16 protein-coding genes are annotated in these 17,131 nt (G+C 72.0%); 10 read left to right on the top strand and 6 right to left on the bottom strand.

Translation table 11 applies throughout. The features are described from left to right. The first annotated feature begins 73 nt into the window (after positions 1–73). Positions 74–814 (top strand): hypothetical protein, encoded by a 741-nt coding sequence (locus tag ABZU46_RS03335; protein ID WP_354854745.1) that lies wholly within the window; start codon positions 74–76, stop codon positions 812–814. 6 nt (positions 815–820) lie between these two features. Here ABZU46_RS03335 and ABZU46_RS03330 read toward each other — a convergent pair whose 3' ends face one another. The 3 genes from ABZU46_RS03330 to ligD (ABZU46_RS03320) all read right to left on the bottom strand — a co-directional run bounded on the left by ABZU46_RS03330 (position 821) and on the right by ligD (ABZU46_RS03320) (position 3,946). Next, positions 821–1,888: a hypothetical protein gene (locus tag ABZU46_RS03330; RefSeq protein ID WP_354854743.1), complete on the bottom strand. Its 1,068-nt coding sequence runs from the start codon at positions 1,886–1,888 to the stop codon at positions 821–823. A gap of 209 nt (positions 1,889–2,097) precedes the next feature. Further along, the gene (gene ligD, locus ABZU46_RS03325; protein ID WP_354854741.1) at positions 2,098–3,015 is read right to left on the bottom strand and encodes a non-homologous end-joining DNA ligase; all 918 of its coding nucleotides are present in this window, start codon (positions 3,013–3,015) and stop codon (positions 2,098–2,100) included. Next, positions 3,005–3,946: a non-homologous end-joining DNA ligase gene (gene ligD / locus ABZU46_RS03320; RefSeq protein ID WP_354854739.1), complete on the bottom strand. Its 942-nt coding sequence runs from the start codon at positions 3,944–3,946 to the stop codon at positions 3,005–3,007. Before ligD (ABZU46_RS03320) ends, ligD (ABZU46_RS03325) begins: the two co-directional genes overlap by 11 nt. A gap of 85 nt (positions 3,947–4,031) precedes the next feature. Here ligD (ABZU46_RS03320) and ABZU46_RS03315 point away from each other — a divergent pair, with 85 nt between their 5' ends. The 6 genes from ABZU46_RS03315 (at position 4,032) to ABZU46_RS03290 (ending at position 9,324) form a co-directional block, all read left to right on the top strand. Beyond that, positions 4,032–5,054, top strand: coding sequence for a Ku protein (locus ABZU46_RS03315; RefSeq protein WP_354854738.1), 1,023 nt, complete (start codon positions 4,032–4,034; stop codon positions 5,052–5,054). A 75-nt stretch (positions 5,055–5,129) separates the two neighbouring features. Then, on the top strand, positions 5,130–5,768 hold the full coding sequence (locus tag ABZU46_RS03310) for a DUF4241 domain-containing protein (protein WP_354854737.1): 639 nt from the start codon (positions 5,130–5,132) through the stop codon (positions 5,766–5,768). A 100-nt stretch (positions 5,769–5,868) separates the two neighbouring features. Continuing rightward, positions 5,869–6,585 carry an FKBP-type peptidyl-prolyl cis-trans isomerase gene (locus tag ABZU46_RS03305; RefSeq protein ID WP_354854735.1) on the top strand — a complete coding sequence of 239 codons (717 nt, stop codon included), beginning with the start codon at positions 5,869–5,871 and terminating at the stop codon, positions 6,583–6,585. Between the two features lie 189 nt (positions 6,586–6,774). Beyond that, on the top strand, positions 6,775–7,599 hold the full coding sequence (locus ABZU46_RS03300) for a hypothetical protein (protein ID WP_354854811.1): 825 nt from the start codon (positions 6,775–6,777) through the stop codon (positions 7,597–7,599). A 32-nt stretch (positions 7,600–7,631) separates the two neighbouring features. Next, a complete protein-coding gene (locus ABZU46_RS03295; protein ID WP_354854733.1) occupies positions 7,632–8,285 on the top strand; it encodes an HAD family phosphatase in 654 nt (217 codons plus the stop codon). A gap of 28 nt (positions 8,286–8,313) precedes the next feature. Next, positions 8,314–9,324 carry an NADPH:quinone reductase gene (locus ABZU46_RS03290; RefSeq protein ID WP_354854731.1) on the top strand — a complete coding sequence of 337 codons (1,011 nt, stop codon included), beginning with the start codon at positions 8,314–8,316 and terminating at the stop codon, positions 9,322–9,324. Positions 9,325–9,511: 187 nt separating this feature from the next. Here ABZU46_RS03290 and ABZU46_RS03285 read toward each other — a convergent pair whose 3' ends face one another. Beyond that, positions 9,512–11,161, bottom strand: a complete 1,650-nt coding sequence (locus tag ABZU46_RS03285; protein WP_354854729.1) for a fatty acid--CoA ligase — start codon at positions 11,159–11,161, stop codon at positions 9,512–9,514. A 56-nt stretch (positions 11,162–11,217) separates the two neighbouring features. On the opposite strand from ABZU46_RS03285, the gene ABZU46_RS03280 reads away from it, so the two are divergent. Next, positions 11,218–11,709, top strand: a complete 492-nt coding sequence (locus ABZU46_RS03280) for an NUDIX domain-containing protein (protein ID WP_354854727.1) — start codon at positions 11,218–11,220, stop codon at positions 11,707–11,709. 169 nt (positions 11,710–11,878) lie between these two features. On the opposite strand, the gene ABZU46_RS03275 is transcribed toward ABZU46_RS03280, so the two are convergent. Next, on the bottom strand, positions 11,879–13,555 hold the full coding sequence (locus ABZU46_RS03275; protein ID WP_354854725.1) for an MDR family MFS transporter: 1,677 nt from the start codon (positions 13,553–13,555) through the stop codon (positions 11,879–11,881). 177 nt (positions 13,556–13,732) lie between these two features. Beyond that, entirely contained in the window at positions 13,733–14,275 is a 543-nt protein-coding gene (locus ABZU46_RS03270; RefSeq protein WP_354854723.1) for a type 1 glutamine amidotransferase domain-containing protein, read from the bottom strand. Positions 14,276–14,455: 180 nt separating this feature from the next. On the opposite strand from ABZU46_RS03270, the gene rfaE2 reads away from it, so the two are divergent. Both rfaE2 and ABZU46_RS03260 read left to right on the top strand, forming a co-directional pair. Further along, on the top strand, positions 14,456–16,252 hold the full coding sequence (gene rfaE2, locus ABZU46_RS03265) for a D-glycero-beta-D-manno-heptose 1-phosphate adenylyltransferase (protein WP_354854721.1): 1,797 nt from the start codon (positions 14,456–14,458) through the stop codon (positions 16,250–16,252). Next, positions 16,249–17,127 (top strand): glycosyltransferase, encoded by an 879-nt coding sequence (locus tag ABZU46_RS03260; RefSeq protein ID WP_354854720.1) that lies wholly within the window; start codon positions 16,249–16,251, stop codon positions 17,125–17,127. The genes rfaE2 and ABZU46_RS03260 overlap by 4 nt, the downstream gene beginning before the upstream one ends. Positions 17,128–17,131: the final 4 nt, after the last annotated feature.

The raw sequence follows: 17,131 nt of genomic DNA, 5'->3' as shown, positions 1-17,131 counted from the left end.
GATCGGCGACGGACCGGGTGGCGCGACCTGGCGATTACACTCGCCCCCACACCACTTTGGAGGGGGCGGCGCAGTGGGTGAACTGCTGTCGGCGGTGGTCCAGATCGTCAACTCGTACGTCAGCAGACTGCTGGACCGGCGGGCGGTTTCCCAGGATGCGAAGGTCGGCGCCCACCTGCTGGACGTGGTCCTCACGTTGCAGGAGTTGTGCCTCAACGGCGACCGCCTCCTGACCCTGGCCGACACCATGATCTCCGGTGCGGAGCCGCGGGCGGACGGCCAGGCGGAGTTCGCTGCGCTGCTGCACCGGCAGTCCGTGCTGATCAACCAGCTCCGGCGCAGCATCGACGACTCCCGCGCGCTGCTCGCCACCGTCGACGTGGACTTCGCGTTCGCGATGGCGCCCTTCCTCGACGGCAAGTCGGGGCTGCTGACCCGCTGGCAGCAACAGGCAGCCCTGAGCCGGTACTCCACCACGACGCTGTTCTTCCTACCCGCCGAGGCGGTCACCCGGGTGGTGGCCGCCAGTCCGGCCGCCTCGACCACCACCGAAATCGACCGGAACCGGACGGAGTTCGTGCTGGTGATGGCGGACGAGGTACGCAGCGCTCGCCGGCGGGAGGTGGCGGACATCCGAGCCGTCGCGGATGACGAGCGCGCCACGCTGCTGCGAGACGCGGGCCGGGCCCGTGCCGACCTGGCCGCCGCCCGGGCGCTGTGCGCGCGGCTGCTCGCGGCGACCCAGGAGGCCATCGGTCCAGCGGCCACCGCCCGGATACGACGGACGCTGACGCCCCGACAGCAGCACCGCTGAGCGCAATCAGTCGCCCGGATCCCGGTCCCAGTCGAAGCCCGCGCGGGCGAACGCGACGCTGCCGTCCCCGGTGGCGTACACCTTGATCGCTTTCAGGCCCAGCGAGCGGGTGAGCGTTTCCAGGTTGACCATGATGCGCTGGAAGAGCCCGGTGTCGGTGGCATCCTCGGTGATGCGGATCTCGTCCAGCATCGCCAACCGCCTGGGGAAGGAGAGCCGCAGTTCGAGCAGGACCCGCAGAACGTCGGACGGCGCGATGCGCAGCGAGACCGCGGCGCCGCCGTCAGCGTAGAGCGAGACTTCGACCCGCGCGTCGGGCAGCTCCGCCGTCAGCACCTCGTAGAACTGCCGCGGCGTCAGCTTCATCCACTGTCGCCAGGCGGCGAGCGCGGCCTCGTCCGCCCGGCCGACCGTCAGCGCCGGTTCCGCCGCCCGCAGGTCGGCCACGGTCAACGCCTCGATCTCGACCGGTCGCTCCCCGGCTCGGACCTCCTCATAAGGCGTCAACGGCACTCCCGCCTCGACCAGGAGCCGGTCGAAGTCCGGGTCGGGCCAGTACGGGGCCGGCGCGAACTCGCCGACGCGGCACCACAGTTCGTGCCACAGCCGTACCGCGCCAAGCGGTCGAAGGCCGAGCCGCATGGCTGCGACGAGGACGCACCGGTGCAGGTGCAGCGTTGCGGCGAGCGCCGCCAGGTTCGCCCCCGGCTCGTCGCAGGCCCGCAGGGCGCCGACGGAGTTCCGGTCCAGTTCGGTGTACGCCACCAGTTCCGGCAGGTCCGTCAGACGCACCGGGATCGGGGAGTCGAGCAGGGAGTCGAGGTCGGCCGGCTCCCAGGCGACGTCGTCGTTCAGCAGGATCATCCGCAGATCCCGGCCGTGCTGGCGGACCACCACCTGGAGGATCGGCTTACCATCCGGCAGCGTCCGGTGGTTGAGCCACACCACCGCCTCGGGGTAGAGCCGCAGGCTCACGTCGATCGCCGGCACGGTGACGAGCAGGGCGGAGCCGTCGTGCTCAACCCGCAGCGCGCGGAGCTCACTCAGCGCGCCGACGAGTTCACTCATCTGCATCGGCGAACTCTAGCGACTGAACGCCGTCGTACGCGATCACCGATTGACGTGCGGTGCGGCGGGCCCGCCATGTCGATGTGCTGTTGAGCGATATACCGCAGAGGTATGAATATGACTCTGGGGTATACCGCTCACTGGCGCATCCGCCCCGACGAAGGTGACCGACCGTCACCGTCGACCCCCGACTGCGCCCACAGCACCAGCCAGGGTCAGCCCTTGACCGGCAGTTCCGGGCCGCCGTCGAGCAGGGCGGCCAGCAGGTCGCCGTACTCCTCGACCCGCTCCAGGACCTCGGCGGCGGTGAACTGGCGGACGGCGGGTCTCCGGCCGCGCGCGCCGGCCTCGACCTCGTCCCAGGTCAACGGCGTCGAGGCCGAGGGGGTCCGCTGGGCGCGCAGCGAGTACGGCGCCACTGTGGTCTTCGCCGCGTTGTTCTGACTCCAGTCGATGAAGACCTTGCCGGGACGCAGGTTCTTCGCCATCTTCGACACGATCAGCTTCGGGTGCGCCTTCTCCAGCTCCTGCGCGATCCGGCGCGCGTAGGCGGAGACGTCGTCGGCGGACTGGGTGCCGGCGATCGGGCAGCAGAGCTGCATGCCCTTCTTGCCGGACGTCTTCGGGTACGAGTCGATGCCGTCGTCGGCGAGCCGGTCGCGCATCAGCACCGCCACCGGGCAGCACTCGGCGAGCCCGGCCGGCGGCCCCGGGTCCAGGTCGACGACCATCATGTCCGGGTCCTGACCCACCTTCCACTGCGGTGTGTGCAGCTCCAACGCGGCGAGGTTGGCCAGCCAGACCAGGGTGGGCAGGTCGTCGGCGACCACGTAGTCGATGGTCTCCCGACCCTTCGTCGACCCGGGCGCGGGCAGCGTCTCCACCCGTACCCAGTCCGGGGTCGCGGCCGGCTTGTTCTTCTCGAAGAAGGACTTGTCGTCCACCCCGTTGGGAAAGCGGATCCGGGTCACCGGCCGGTCGCACAGGTGCGGCAGCAGCACCGGGGAGATCCGGGTGTAGTAGTCGATCACCTCGCCCTTGGTGAAGCCGACCGCCGGATAGAGGACCTTGTCCAGGTTGGACAGCTCCAGCGGGCGACCCTCGACGTCCACCCGCACCTTCTCAGCCGGCATCGTCGACCTCCTCCGGCGGCTTGTCCGGGCGCAACCGCAGCACCCGGGGGAAGCGCAGCCGGCCGTCGGGGGTGCGTTGGCCGTACTTCACCTCCACCACCACCCGGGGTTCTACCCAGATGGCGCCCCGGGCATCCTCGCGCGGCACGCCCGGCGCGAACGGTGACACGCCGGAGCGCAGCGGCTCCAGCTCGGCGAGGAGCTGCCGTTCGATGGCCGCCCCGATCCCGCCACCGACCCGGCCCCGGTAGATCAACCGGCCGTCCGGGCCGGGCACCCCGACCAGCAGCCCGCCGATGCGGCGCGCGCCCGGCCGCCAGCCGCCCACGACGAAGTCCCCGGTCACCTCCAGCTTGACCTTCACCCAGTCCGGGGAGCGCACCCCGGGCCGGTAGACGGCGCCGACCCGCTTGGCCATCACGCCCTCCAGGCCGTGTTCCCCGGCCGCCTCGTAGGTCGCCGGGCCGTCGGCGAACACCGGCGGCACCGCCCACCGAGCGGCGCCGAGCGCGAGCGCGTCCAGGGCCTCCCGCCGCCGCTCGTACGGCCAGCCGGTCAGGTCGTCGCCGTTGCGGCGCAACAGGTCGAAGATCATGTACGTGACCGGCATGACCGCCGCCAGCCGGGCCGCCTTGTTGCGATCCCGGACGTGCATCCGCTCGGCCAGCGCCGTGAACGACGGCTGCCCGCCCTGGCCGAGCAGCACCACCTCGCCGTCGAGCAGCACGTCGTCGACCTGCTCGGGGAGGGTGGCCAGCTCGGGGTACGCGGCGGTGATCTCCACGCCGGAGCGGGCGTACAGGTGCTGGACGCCGCCGGAGATGTCGGCGAGCGCGCGGACCCCGTCCCACTTGAACTCGTACGCCCAGCCGTCACCCGCCGGGAGCGGCCCGGTCATCGCGAGCATCGGCTTGAGCGGCGCGCCGGGCACGACCCGACTGTAGTAGCAGGGCGAACACCTCGCGCGGAGTTCCAACGGATGCGAGCATGGTCGATACCGGGGAAGGGAGCGCAGGATGCGTGCCATCTGGAAGGGAGCCGTGTCGTTCGGGCTCGTCTCGATCGGGGTGAAGCTCTACTCGGCGACCGAGGAGAAGGACATCCGGTTCCACCAGGTGCACCGCGAGGACGGCGGCCGGATCCGCTACAAGCGCACCTGCTCGGTCTGCGGCGAGGAGGTCACCTACGACGACATCGCCAAGGGCTACGACATCGGCGGCGGCGAGATGGTGATCCTCACCGACGAGGACTTCGCCGACCTGCCGCTGACCAGCTCGCGGGCGATCGACGTGCTGGAGTTCGTGCCCGCCGAGCAGGTCGACCCGATCCTCTACAACAAGGCGTACTTCCTGGAGCCGGAGGGCACGGCGACCAAGCCGTACGTGCTGCTGCGCGACGCCCTGATCGACTCGGAGCGGGTGGCCATCGTCAAGGTGGCGCTGCGCCAACGTGAACAGCTCGCCACGCTGCGGGTCCGCGAGGGCGTGCTGCTGCTCAACACGATGCTCTGGCCGGACGAGATCCGTACGCCGGACTTCGGTTTCCTCGACGAGGACCTGAAGGTACGCCCACCGGAGCTGGCCATGGCCAGCTCGCTGATCGACTCGATGACCGGCGAGTTCGAGCCGGACGTCTTCACCGACGACTACCGGGCCGCGTTGCAGGAGGTCATCGACGCCAAGGTGGAGGGTCGGGAGGTCGTCCAGCCGGAGGAGGCCGAGGAGGCGCCGGCCGCGGCGGTGGACCTGATGGCCGCGCTGAAGGCATCGGTGGACCGGGCCCGGGCGGCACGCGGCGAACAGCCCGCGCGCGGTGGGGGCGGCGGCGAGCCGACGCCCATCTCGTCGGCCCGCTCGGCCCAGAAGGCGGCCGAGAAGAAGGCCGCCAAGGCGCCCGCGAAGAAGACCACGGCGAAGAAGACGGCGGAGAAGAAGACCGCCGCGAAGAAGGCCGAGCCGGCGAAGAAGACGGCTGCGAAGAAGGCCGAGCCGGCAAAGAAGACGGCCGCGCGCAAGACCGCACCCCGCAAGAGCGCCTGACCGTACGGCGGCGACGAAGGGTGTCCGCCGGACCCGGTACGCTCCGCCGGCCGTTGGCCACCGGAGGAGCCCCCCATGCCGTACACCCCTGACCTGGACCGGTTGTTGACGCCAGGTGCCCGCTTCACCGACGAGTACGGCGCGTACCTGATCGAGGCCCATCGGGTGGATGACGTCGTGCTGCCCACCGGCCGGGTGGTCGGGTGCGACCCGCTGGTCTGCCCGGAGGCCGAGCCGTACACGGTGACTGTCGCGCCGGGGCGGTACCCCGCCCGCGCCTGGGTGGCCGTGGTGCTCCGGGAGGGCGCCGAGGTGGACCGGCGGGTGGCCGCGCTGCAACTGGTGGTCTCCGACGAGCCGGCGATCCGCTGGGAGCCGGCCGTCGCGGGCGACCAGGACGTCGCCGCGCTCGGCCCGGACGACTACTTCGGGTACGGGGTGGACGCGGGCGCCGGCACGCTCGCCGACCCGACGGCGCTCGCCGTCCTCGACGGCTGGGACCACGACCAGGTGGAGGAGGTGTTCATCCCCGACGAGCTGCCCGTGTCGCCGGTCCGGGGCCTGATCACCGCAGTCCTCGACGAGACCACCGGCGCCAACGTCGTCACCGTGGCCACGGGTTGGGGGGACGGCTGCTACGGCACCTGGATCGGGCGCGCGGCCGACGGGTCCGTGACGTCGTTCGTGACCGACTTCATGGTGATCCCGAAATAACGTCCCGCGAGGGCGTCGCTGGGCGATCCGAGGCATCCGGGGCGGGCACGGCGGGCCGCCGGGCGGGTACCGTGTGCGTCGGCTTTCCCCCCGGCACCGCGTGCCGGCCACACCTTCGCAGCAGGGAGTCGACGACGTGAGCGAGCGCACGCAGGAGAACCGGTCGGAGGGCCAGAGCCCGGCGACGAAGGCGGGTCGGCGGCTGGCCGCCCAGTTGGCGGCGCAGAAGGCCGCCGAGGCGAAGCGCCGCCGCCAGGCGTGGGCGGGTGGCCTCGCCGGCGTCGCCGTGATGGCGCTGCTGATCGGCGGTTTCGTGTGGATCGACCGGAACCGGAGCGACGACAAGCCCGCCAACCAGGCAGGTGCGACCCCGTCCGCCTCCGCACCGGCCGCGGACGCCCCCACCGCGCCCCCGGCTCCGCAGCTGCCCGCGGGCGCCGACCCGGCGCTGGGCACCAAGCCGACGGTGGCGGCGGGCAAGGGTGAGCTGAAGAAGCTCACCGTCACCCCGGTGATCAAGGGCACCGGCCCGGCGGTGAAGAAGGGCCAGACCATCACCACCAACTACGTGGGCGTCTTCTTCAAGGACGGCAAGGAGTTCGACTCGTCCTGGAACGCCGGCCAGCCGGCCAGCTTCCCCATCGGCGTGGGCCAGGTCATCCCCGGCTGGGACCAGGGTCTGGTGGGCGTGACCGTGGGCAGCCGGGTGCAGCTCGACATCCCGGGCGAGCTGGCGTACGGCAACGACGAGGCCAACGCCAACGGGCGTCCGACCGGTCCGCTGCGCTTCGTGGTGGACGTGCTCGCCGCCCAGTGACCCGTCCGGATCGCCCCGGTTGTCGCCGCGGCGCGATGGACTTGTTCACATGGGGCTTCCTGCCCGTCACCCTCCGGCAGTAGGTTCGGCGTCACCCCGGGCGGCCCGCCGTCCGGGGTGACCATGCGGACCCGGGACGCGGAGGTGCACGTGACGGCGCTGGACGAGCCCGGGCGGACCGCCCGGCTGATGTGGACGCACTTCGAGCCGGTGCACGCGGTCACCTACTTCCACCCTCGGGCACGGGCCGCGCACGAGGCGGTCGGGCTGCGCGGCTACTGGCGGGGCTACTTCGCCTGCCGGACCGCGCCGCTGGGCGCCGCCGAGGCCGCCCCGGTCATCGCCGCGTTCTTCAACTTCGCACCACCCATGGTGAGCCGGGCCCTGCCGGCGGTCTGGCGGCTGGCCACCCCGCAGGAGGCCCTGCGCGCCCGGCTGACCGGCGCCGTGCAGGCCCTCGCGGAGCTGACCTACGAGCTGCCCGAGGCGCACCTGGCCGAGGCCGCCGACCTGCTGGAACGGGCCGCCTCGGCGGCGCAGACCGCCGGTCGGGTGCTCGGCGCGGCCAACGCGGCGCTGCCGATCGGGGAATATCCCCTCGCCCGCCTCTGGCAGGCCGCCACCACGCTGCGGGAGCTGCGGGGCGACGGGCACAACGCCGCCCTGGTGGCCGCCGGCCTGGACCCGGTGGAGACGCTGGCCTGGCGGGTCGCGGTGGACATGTCGGCGGAGAACCTGCTCGGCCGGGGCTGGTCCGAGGAGCAGTGGCGGGCCGCCCGCGAGCGGCTGGCCCAGCGCGGCTGGCTGACCGGGGACGGCACGGCCACCGACGTCGGTCACGCCGGGTTCCAGGCGATCGAGGACGCCACCGACCGCGCCGCCGCACATCCGTGGGAGGCTCTCGGCCCAGACGACACCGACCGGCTGCGTGAGCTGCTGGAGCCGATGGCCCGGTCGTGTCACACGGTGATCCCGCCGAACAGCCCGATCGGGCTGCCCGCGCTGCCCGGCTGACCGGCGGTCCGCCTCTCGGGCAGGATGGGCCCGTGGTGGATGCGGTGGTTTTCGACCTGGACGGCGTGATCGTGGATTCCGAACCGGTCTGGGAGGAGGTCCGGCGGGCGTACGTGGCGGCACACGGTGGGTCCTGGCAGCCGGACACCCAGCGCCGGCTGATGGGCATGAGCACCGGTGAGTGGGCCCGCTACCTCAGCGGTGAGCTGGGCGTGCGCCGCAGCGCCGAGCAGGTCGCCGACGAGGTGGTGCGGGAGATGGCCCGGCGCTACACCGAGCACGTACCGCTGATCGACAGTGCCGACGAGGTCGTACGCCGGCTGGCCGCGCGGTGGCCGCTGGGGTTGGCCAGCTCGTCGCCGACCCGGCTGATCGCGGCGGCGCTGGACGCCACCGGCCTGACCGGCGCGTTCGGCGCGACCCTCTCCACCGAGGAGACCGAGCGGGGCAAGCCGGCGCCGGACGTGTACCTGACCGTCGCGCGGCGCCTCGGCGTCGACCCGACCCGTTGCGCGGCCGTGGAGGACTCGTCCAACGGCGTGCGGTCGGCCGCGGCGGCGGGGATGAAGGTGGTCGCGGTGCCCCACGGGTCGTACCCCCTCGACCCGGACGCCGCCGGGCTCGCGGTCGTGACGTTAGGGTCGATCGGTGAGTTGACGCCGGAGCTGGTGGAGGGGCTGGGTTGACGCGGGCCGAGCGGGGTAGGAGCCACGAATGAAAGCCATCGTGTACGAGCGCAACGGCGACCCTTCCGTGCTGGAGCTGGTCGACCGGCCGGTGCCGGAGCCGGGGGCCGGCGAGGTGCTGGTCCGGCTGGCGGTGTCCGGGGTGAACCCGACGGACTGGAAGTCGCGGCGTGCCTTCCCGCCGGACGGGTGGCAGATCCCCGGGCAGGACGGCGCGGGCGTGGTGGAGGCGGTCGGCGAGGGGGTCGACCGTGAGCTGATCGGCGAGCGGGTCTGGATCTGGGAGGCGGCCTGGCAGCGGCCGTGGGGCACCGCTGCGGAGTACACGCTGGTGCCGGTGCGGCAGGCGGTTCCCCTGGGCGACGCCTCGTTCGAGTTGGGAGCCAGCCTGGGCATCCCGTTCCTCACCGCGCACCGCTGTCTGACGGCCGGCGAGTTCATGCCCGACGCGCTGCGCGCCGGTGCGCTGGCCGATCACACCGTGCTGGTGCAGGGCGGGGCGGGCGCGGTCGGCAACGCGGCGATCCAGCTCGCCCGCTGGGCCGACGCGACGGTGATCGCCACGGTGAGCAGCGCGGAGAAGGCACAGCTCGCGGCGGCGGCCGGCGCCTCCTATGTGATCAACTATCGAGAGCAGGACGTGGTCGAGGAGGTCCGCAGGATCACCCCCGACGGGGTGCACACGATCGTGGAGGTCTCCCCCGGCCGGAACGCCGCGGTCGACGCCCAGGTGCTGCGGCACGGCGGCGCGGTCTGCATGTACGCCGACGACGGCGGGGGCGAGGTGACCATCCCGATCCGGCCGATGATGGCGCCGAACGCCCGCTGGCAGTTCGTGCTGGTCTACACGGAGCCGAAGGCGGCCAAGGCGCAGGGTGTGATCGACGTGGCGGCGGCGGCCAGCCAGGGCGGCCTCCGGGTCGGCGCGGACGCCGGTCTGCCGCTGCACCACTATCCGCTTGCCGACACGGCGGCCGCGCACCAGGCGGTCGAGGACTCGGCGGTGGGCAAGGTGCTGATCACCACCAGTGACGCCTGAACGGGTCGCTGGACACCCGATTTCCCCGTCATCAGGACAGACGCGAACAAGTTTCGCAACAATGACGGTGCGGGATCACCCCGTGTGGAGCGGGCGGCCCCGGCGCGGTGCGAACGCCGGGGCCGCCCCTGGGGAGGAATGTCAGGAGTACTCCTCTGCCCAACAGGCGACAGTGCCCGGTAAAACGTTACGGTGCTGTCAGCTCCCGGACAGTCAGCTCACCGTCGGCGTACCGCGAACGGACGACCTTCTTGTCGAACTTGCCGACGCTGGTCTTCGGCACCGTGTCGATGAACGCCCACCGCTCGGGCAACTGCCACCGGGCGACCGAGCCGGCCAGGAAGTCCCGCAACTCCTCGGCGGTCACCGACGCACCCTCGCGGACCACCACGGTCGCCAGGGGCCGCTCGTCCCACCGCTCGTCCGGCACGCCCACCACGCACGCCTCCAGCACGGCCGGGTGCGCCATCAGCGCGTTCTCCAGCTCCACCGACGAGATCCACTCGCCGCCGGACTTGATCACGTCCTTCGCCCGGTCGGTAAGCGTGATGTACCCGTCCGAGGAGAGCATGCCCACGTCGCCGGTACGCAGCCAGCCGTCGCGGAACTTCTCCTCATCCGGGGCGTCGTCACCGACGTACCGCGCGGTCACCCACGGCCCGCGGACCTCCAACTCGCCCACGGCCATGCCGTCGGCGGCCAGCGGCTCGCCCAGCGGCCCGACGATGCGCGCCTGCACCCCGGCCGGCACGCGACCCTGCGTGTAGCGGTAGCGCCAGGCCTGCTCGCCGGTCGCCCCGGCGGGCGGGCGGGAGACCGATCCCAGCGGCGACATCTCGGTCATCCCCCAGGCGTGGATGACGTCGATCCCGTGCCGCTCGTCGAACGCGTGCATCAACGCCGGCGGGCAGGCCGAGCCACCGACGATCACCTCGGTGAGCGAGGACGTGTCCACCTCGTGGCTGTCCAGGTAGGCCAGCAGGTCGGTCCAGATGGTCGGCACCGCGCCGGCCAGGGTGGGCCGCTCGGCGGCGATCATCTCGGCGATCGGCGCGGCCTGGAGAAACCGGTCCGGCATGATCAACGACGCGCCGGAGAGGAACGCCGCGTAGGGCAGGCCCCAGGACATGGCGTGGAACATCGGCACGATGGCCAGTTCCCGGTCGGTCGGCCCGAGACCGAAGCCCTCCGGCATGCAGACCTGCAACGAGTGCAGGTAGATGGACCGGTGCGAGTAGGCCACGCCCTTCGGGTTGCCGGTGGTGCCCGAGGTGTAGCAGAGCGCTGCGGCGTCGCGCTCGTCGACCTCGGGCCAGTCGTACACCTCGGGCCGGTCGGCCAGCAGCGCGTCCCAGTGGTGCACGGTGATCCGGTCTCCGGCGGCCGCCACCAGCGGGGCCGGGTCGCCACCGCCGACCACCACCACGTGCCGCACCGTGTTCAGCTCGCCGATCACCCTGGCCAGCAGCGGGATGAGCGTGCTGTCGACCAGCACCACCCGGTCCTGCGCGTGGTTGGCGATGTAGGTGAGCTGGTCGGGAAAGAGCCGGAGGTTGAGGGTGTGCAGCACCGCGCCCATGCTCGGCACCGCGAAGTAGGCCACCAGGTGCTCGTTGTTGTTCCACATGAAGGTGGCGACCCGCTCGTCGCCGGTGACGCCGCACTCGTCGCGCAGCGCGTGGGCCAACCGGGCGGCGGTGCGGCCCACCTCGGCGTACGTCATCCGGCGGGGTTCGGCGCCCGTCCAGGTGACCACCTCGGCCGTGCCGTGCACCCCTGCGCCGTGGTCGAGGATCCGGGAGACCTGCAGGGGGGCGTCCATCATCGTGCTACGCATGGGTAACAAGCTAGTGTCGGCGGTCACACGTTGGGAACCCCCGTAAATTGTCGCAGGTGAGCATCTCCTGGGCCGACTCATACGTAGGGCAGTTGCGCGCGCTCGCCGGCGACCGGACGCTGATGTTCGTCGGCGCCCGTGCCGTGGTCAGCGACAACGCGGGGCGCATCCTGCTCATCCGACGCTCGGACAACGGTCAGTGGGCCATGCCCGCCGGGGCGATGGAGCTGGGCGAGTCGATCGCCGACTGCGCGGTCCGCGAGGTCCGCGAGGAGACCGGACTGCGGGCGCTGCGGGTCTGCGCGTTCGCCCTTTACACCGGCCCGGACCGGACCAGCACCAACATGTACGGGCACACGTACCAGGTCTTCACCACCGCGTTCAAGGTCGAGGAGTGGGACGGGCAGCTGACCCGGGTCACCGACGAGACCACCGACGCCGGCTTCTTCCCCCGCGACAGGTTCCCCACACCGCTCTCCGGATCGGTGTTGGAAACCCTGGCCGACCTGGACGTCTTCGAGCAGACCAACCGGCTGATCCTCAAGTAGGGCGGTGCTGTGCGCTCGTGCAGCTCCTTGACGGCACGGTGGGCCGTCGCTTCGGTGATGTTCCAGAAATAGCTCTCTGATCTGGCTGGAGTCGGAGCGCGACGGGGCACCGCTCATTCGGGAGTGTGCCCGTCGTCGCGGAGCCGTCCCGGCGATCGGCCGAGGACGGTCAGATCATCGTCTGGGACTTGGCCTCCATGTCGGCGGCCGCCTCGTCCTTGGATTCGCGGGTCAGCGGCTTGCCGCCCGGCGCCGGAGCCTCACCGCCGAGCGGGTCGGCCCCGCCCTTGGCGCCCTGCGGACCGGCACCCCGCAGCTCGTTGTTCGGCAGCGCCAGGGTCACCAGCACCGCCACGATGGCGACGAGCCCGGTGGTCAGGAAGACCAGGTGCAGCGACTCCACGAACGACGCCTGGATGGCGGCCCGGACGGCGCCGGGCAGGGCCATGATGGTCGCCGGGTCGTTGATCGAGATGTTCGTGCCGCCACTCGCCGCGACCGCGGCCCGCTGCTCCGGTGGAAGCTGGGCGATCGCACCGGGCAACCGGTCGGCGAGCTGCGAGTTGAGCCGCGACGAGAGCACCGTGCCGAGGATCGCCACCCCGAACGAACCACCCAGCGACCGGAAGAACGTCGCCGACGAGGTACCGGCGCCCAGGTCGCGGACGGAGACCGCGTTCTGCACCGCAAGGACGAGCGACTGCATGCACAGACCGAGGCCGACGCCGATCACCACCATGAAGCCGAACGCCACCCAGAGCGACGTACCCACCTGCAACCGGGTGAACAGCAGCATGCCGACCAGCAGGGTGACCGCCCCGGCCACCGGGAACCACTTGTACCGGCCGATCCGGCTCATCGCCCGGCCGGTGAGGATCGAGGTCACGATGATGCCGGCCATCATCGGCAGCATCAGCAGACCGCTGCGGGTCGGCGAGGCGCCCTTGACGATCTGGAGGTACAGCGGAATGAAGATGATCGACCCGAACATCACCAGACCGAGCACGAAGCCGGCGGAGTTGGCCAGCGCGAACGTGGCGCTGCGGAACAGCCGCAGCGGCAGGATCGGCTCGGCGACCCGCGCCTCCTGGAGCACGAAGAGCACGGCCAGCACCGCACCGGCGACGAAGAGGCCGATGATCAGCCCGGAACCCCACGGGTACTCGTTTCCGCCCCAGCTCAGCGCGAGCAGGAGGCAGCTCACCGCGGCCACCAGCAGGCCGGCGCCGAGCCAGTCGATCGCGTGGTCCCGGCGCTCGAAGGGGATCAGCCGCATCACGTGGTAGCAGACCACGATGGCCAGGATCGCCAGCGGCACGTTGATGTAGAAGATCCACCGCCAGTCGGTCTCGGCAAAGTACCCACCGACCAGCGGGCCGGCCACCGACGCGATGCCGAACACCGCCCCGAACAGACCCTGGTAGCGGCCTCTCTCCCGAGGTGAGACCACGTCCGAGATGATCGTGAACGCCAGCGTCAGCAGACCACCGGCACCGAGCCCCTGGAGGCCCCGCGTGACGATCAGCTGGGTCATGTTCTGCGACAAGCCGGCCAGCAGCGACCCGAGCAGGAACGTGCCGATCGAGAAGAGGAAGACCGGGCGACGCCCGTACAGGTCGGCCATCTTGCCGTACAGCGGGGTCGACGCGGTCGAGGCGAGCAGGTACGCCGTGACCACCCACGAGTAGTGGTTGATTCCACCCAGCTCACCGACGATGGTCGGCAGGGCCGTGCCGACGATGGTCTGGTCGAGGGCGGCCAGCAGCATGCCCGTCATCAGGCCCAGCATCAGCAGCCGGATCTGCTGGCGATTCAGTACCGGCGCGGCAGAGGCTTCGGTGGTCATCAAGCCCTCTTTCCCGACCACCGGAGAACATGCCCGATACCCGAGAAAAACCCCACCGGTCCCATACCCCCACCCCGCCGCCACCCCGCCGCCACCCCGGTCGATCATGAAGTTGTTGCCACGACACGCCGGGTGAGCCGGCAGTAACTTCATGATCAACAGGGTGGGGGTGGGGGGTCAGGGGGTGGTGAAGGTTTGGGTGATCTTTGCGCAGAAGGCGGGGAGGTCGTCGGGGTTGCGGCTGCTCGTCAGGTTGCCGTCCGTCACGCACTCCTCGTCGACCCAGGTGGCGCCGGCGTTGGTCAGATCCGTGCGCAGGCTGGGCCAGGAGGTGATCCGCCGGCCACGGACCACGTCCGCCTCGATCAGCGTCCACGGGCCGTGACAGATCACCCCGACCGGCTTGCCGGCGTCGAAGAACGCCTTCACGAACCGCACCGCGTCCGGGTCGGACCGCAGGAAGTCCGGGTTCGCCACCCCGCCCGGCAGCACCAGCGCGTCGTACCCGGCGGCGTCCGCCTTGTCCACGGTGACGTCCACGTCGTACGTCTTGGACTGGTCCAGGTGGTTGAAGGACTGAATGGAACCGGCCTTGAGCGAGACCAGCTCGGCAGTCGCGCCGGCGTTCTCGACCGCCTCGCGCGGCTGGACGTACTCGACCTCCTCGACGCCGTCGGCGGCCAGGAAGGCGATCCTCTTGCCCTGCAGTGTCGCTGCCATCTCGGTACATCTCCTCTCCGGGGTACCGCAATTCCCTTCCCGGCCTCCAACGCCCGAAACACCCCACGTCGGTACGACGGGCACCCCGTCGACGAGGGTGGGACGAAAGGACGCGGACCCGCGGCGCAGCCGGTCCCGGCGCGGGGTTTGTCCGGAGGGCCGCTGGGGACCCGGGGAGGCATGGCAGGAGCAGCAGCGGAACAGCGCCGGCTCGCCACCGTCGTGGAGAGCTGGCTCGGGCGCCCGGTCCTGATCGTCGGCGACGCCATGCTGGACGAGTGGCGGTTCGCCGACTCCGACCGGCTCTGCCGGGAGGCGCCCGCCCCGGTCCTCACCCTGCGCCGACGGATCTCCGCCGCCGGTGGGGCCGCGAACACCGCGGTCAACGTCGCCACCCTCGGCGGTCGGGCCGTGCTGGTGGCGCCGGTCGGCGCCGACGTCGCCGGCGACGAACTGCACGACTGTCTGGACCGGGCCGGCGTCTGGGACCGTACGGTCAACCAGCCCGGTCGGCCCACCCCCGTGAAGCGGCGGATGCTCGCCGGCAACCAGATCCTGCTCCGCGAGGACTCCGGCGACGCGGACGACGCTCTCGACCCGGACGGGGTGGACCGGCTGCTCACGGCGCTGGACTGCGCCACCGAGGAGCTGCGCGCCGCTGCCGGCGGAGAGGCGCCGACCCTGGTGGTCTGCGACTACGGTCTGGGTGCGCTGTCCGCGCCGGTCCGCGCGTGGCTGGTCGAACAGCGCGAGCGGTACGCCACGGTCGCGCTGGACGCCCACGACCTCGCCGACTGGCGAGGGCTCGCGCCGACGGTGGTCACCCCCAGCTTCGCCGAGGCGACCCGGCTGCTGGCCCGTGCCGGTGGCCCGAACCGTTCGACCGCCGGCACCGACCTGCACCTGGAACACCCCGACAACGATCCGGCCGACGGGCCGTCCGAGCTGAGCGTCGGCGCCGCTCCGGGCGAGGCCCGCGCGGACGACCGGCCCGGCCCGGTCGGCGAGCCCACCCCGAGCGAGGGTCGGGTGGCCCTCACCGGCGACGGCCTCAGCGTCACCGGCACCGGCGTCACAGTGAACACCGAGGCCGGAGCGGGCGTCGACCGGGCCGTACTGGCCGAGTCGCGCCTCGCCGAGCTGCGCGCGCACACCGGCGCGGACGTGGTCGCGGTGACCCTGGACACCGACGGCGCGGTGGTCGGCGGCGCGGACGGGGAACGGCGGCGCAGCCACAGCACCCCGGTCCCCGCGAGCCACGCGGTGGGCGCGGGAGACGCGTACCTGGCGGCGATGACGCTGGCCCTGGCCGCCGACGCGCCGCTGCCCACCGCCGCGCAACTCGCCCAGCTCGCGGCCACCATCACCGTGTCCGACACCGGCACCTGTGTGTGCCTGCGCAACGACCTGCTGGCCGCCCTCGACATGCCACCGGAGACCGTCGGGCACCCGGCGGTGGTCGGCACCGACGAACTGGACGCGATCGTCGCCGAGCATCGCGAGGCGGGCCGGTCCGTGGTGTTCACCAACGGCTGCTTCGACGTGCTGCACCCCGGGCACGTGCGCTACCTGGAACAGGCCCGTGCCCTGGGCGACCTGCTCATCGTGGCGGTCAACTCGGACGGCAGCGTACGCCGGCTCAAGGGGCCGGACCGACCGGTCAACCCGGTCGAGGACCGAGGCGCCCTGCTGGCCGCGCTGTCCTGCGTGGACCACGTGGTGGTGTTCGAGGAGGACTCGCCCGCCGCGCTGATCGAGGCGGTCCGGCCCGACGTGTACGTCAAGGGCGGCGACTATCCGCCGGAGCTGGTGCCGGAGGCGCCGCTGGTACGCCGACTCGGCGGTCAGGTGCGCACGCTGGGGTACGTGCCGGACCGGTCCACCTCGGCGATCATCGACCGGATCCGGTCACACAGCCAGGACCCGTCGTCGCACGCCACCGACCCGTCGCTGAGCCCCCGCACCCAGGCGTCGTGAACCGACCCCTCGCCCTCGGCACCCCGGCGGAGTTCCGTGCCGACCGGCTGGTCGACGTGTTGGTCCCGACCCGTAACCGGCCCGCCGAACTGGCCGTCACCCTGGCCGGGCTCGCCGCCCAGGGCGGGGTTCCCGGCTTCGGCGTGGTGGTCAGCGACCAGTCCGACGGCGATCCGGCGTACGCCCACCCCGCCGCGGCCACCATGGTCCGGGCGCTACGCCACGCGGGCCACCCGGTGCTGTTGACCCGCCGGCTGCCGCGCCGCGGGCTGGCCGAGCACCGTGCCTATCTGCTCGCCGCGTCCTCCGCGCGGTACGTGCTCAACCTCGACGACGACGTCTGGCTGGAACCCGGGGCGCTGCACCGGCTGGTCACCGCGATCGAGGAGCTGGGCTGCGGGTTCGTCGGCAGCGGCGTGCACGGCCTGTCGTACACCGAGGACGTACGACCGGACACGCACCGGCACTACGAGGAGTGGGCCGGCCGGCCCGTCCCGGAGCGGATCCGGCCGGGCACCCCCGAGTGGGACCGGGCCCGCATCCACTCGGCGGCCAACCTGCTGCACGTCACCGCCGAGCTGGCACTGCCGCCGGGCGCGTGGCGGGCGTACAAGGTGTCCTGGATCGGCGGGTGCGTGCTCTACGACCGGGCCAAGCTCGTCGACTCCGGGGGCTTCGACTTCTGGCGGCGGGTGCACGAGAGACACCAGGGCGAGGACGTGGCCGCCCAGCTCGCGGTGCTGGCCCGCCACGGCGGGGCGGGCATCCTGCCCAGCGGCGCCTACCACCTGGAGACCCCCACCACGGTCACCGAGCGGGACGTGGAGGCGTGGGAGGTCGTCCTCGCCGACGAGGACACCCCCCAGCCGGCCTGAGCGC

It is taken from the genome of Micromonospora sp. NPDC005197 (assembly GCF_040608295.1).
Classification (GTDB): Bacteria; Actinomycetota; Actinomycetes; order Mycobacteriales; family Micromonosporaceae; genus Micromonospora.
This window is presented reverse-complemented; position numbering and strand designations above follow the sequence as displayed.

Coding starts and splice junctions, on each gene's coding strand:
- ABZU46_RS03310 (WP_354854737.1), top strand. CDS start 5,130: ATGCCGTACACCCCTGACCTGGACCGGTTGTTGACGCCAGGTGCCCGC.
- ABZU46_RS03330 (WP_354854743.1), bottom strand. CDS start 1,888: ATGCAGATGAGTGAACTCGTCGGCGCGCTGAGTGAGCTCCGCGCGCTG.
- ABZU46_RS03285 (WP_354854729.1), bottom strand. CDS start 11,161: ATGCGTAGCACGATGATGGACGCCCCCCTGCAGGTCTCCCGGATCCTC.
- ABZU46_RS03300 (WP_354854811.1), top strand. CDS start 6,775: ATGTGGACGCACTTCGAGCCGGTGCACGCGGTCACCTACTTCCACCCT.
- ABZU46_RS03270 (WP_354854723.1), bottom strand. CDS start 14,275: ATGGCAGCGACACTGCAGGGCAAGAGGATCGCCTTCCTGGCCGCCGAC.
- ABZU46_RS03275 (WP_354854725.1), bottom strand. CDS start 13,555: ATGACCACCGAAGCCTCTGCCGCGCCGGTACTGAATCGCCAGCAGATC.
- rfaE2 (WP_354854721.1), top strand. CDS start 14,456: ATGGCAGGAGCAGCAGCGGAACAGCGCCGGCTCGCCACCGTCGTGGAG.
- ABZU46_RS03315 (WP_354854738.1), top strand. CDS start 4,032: ATGCGTGCCATCTGGAAGGGAGCCGTGTCGTTCGGGCTCGTCTCGATC.
- ligD (WP_354854741.1), bottom strand. CDS start 3,015: ATGCCGGCTGAGAAGGTGCGGGTGGACGTCGAGGGTCGCCCGCTGGAG.
- ABZU46_RS03290 (WP_354854731.1), top strand. CDS start 8,314: ATGAAAGCCATCGTGTACGAGCGCAACGGCGACCCTTCCGTGCTGGAG.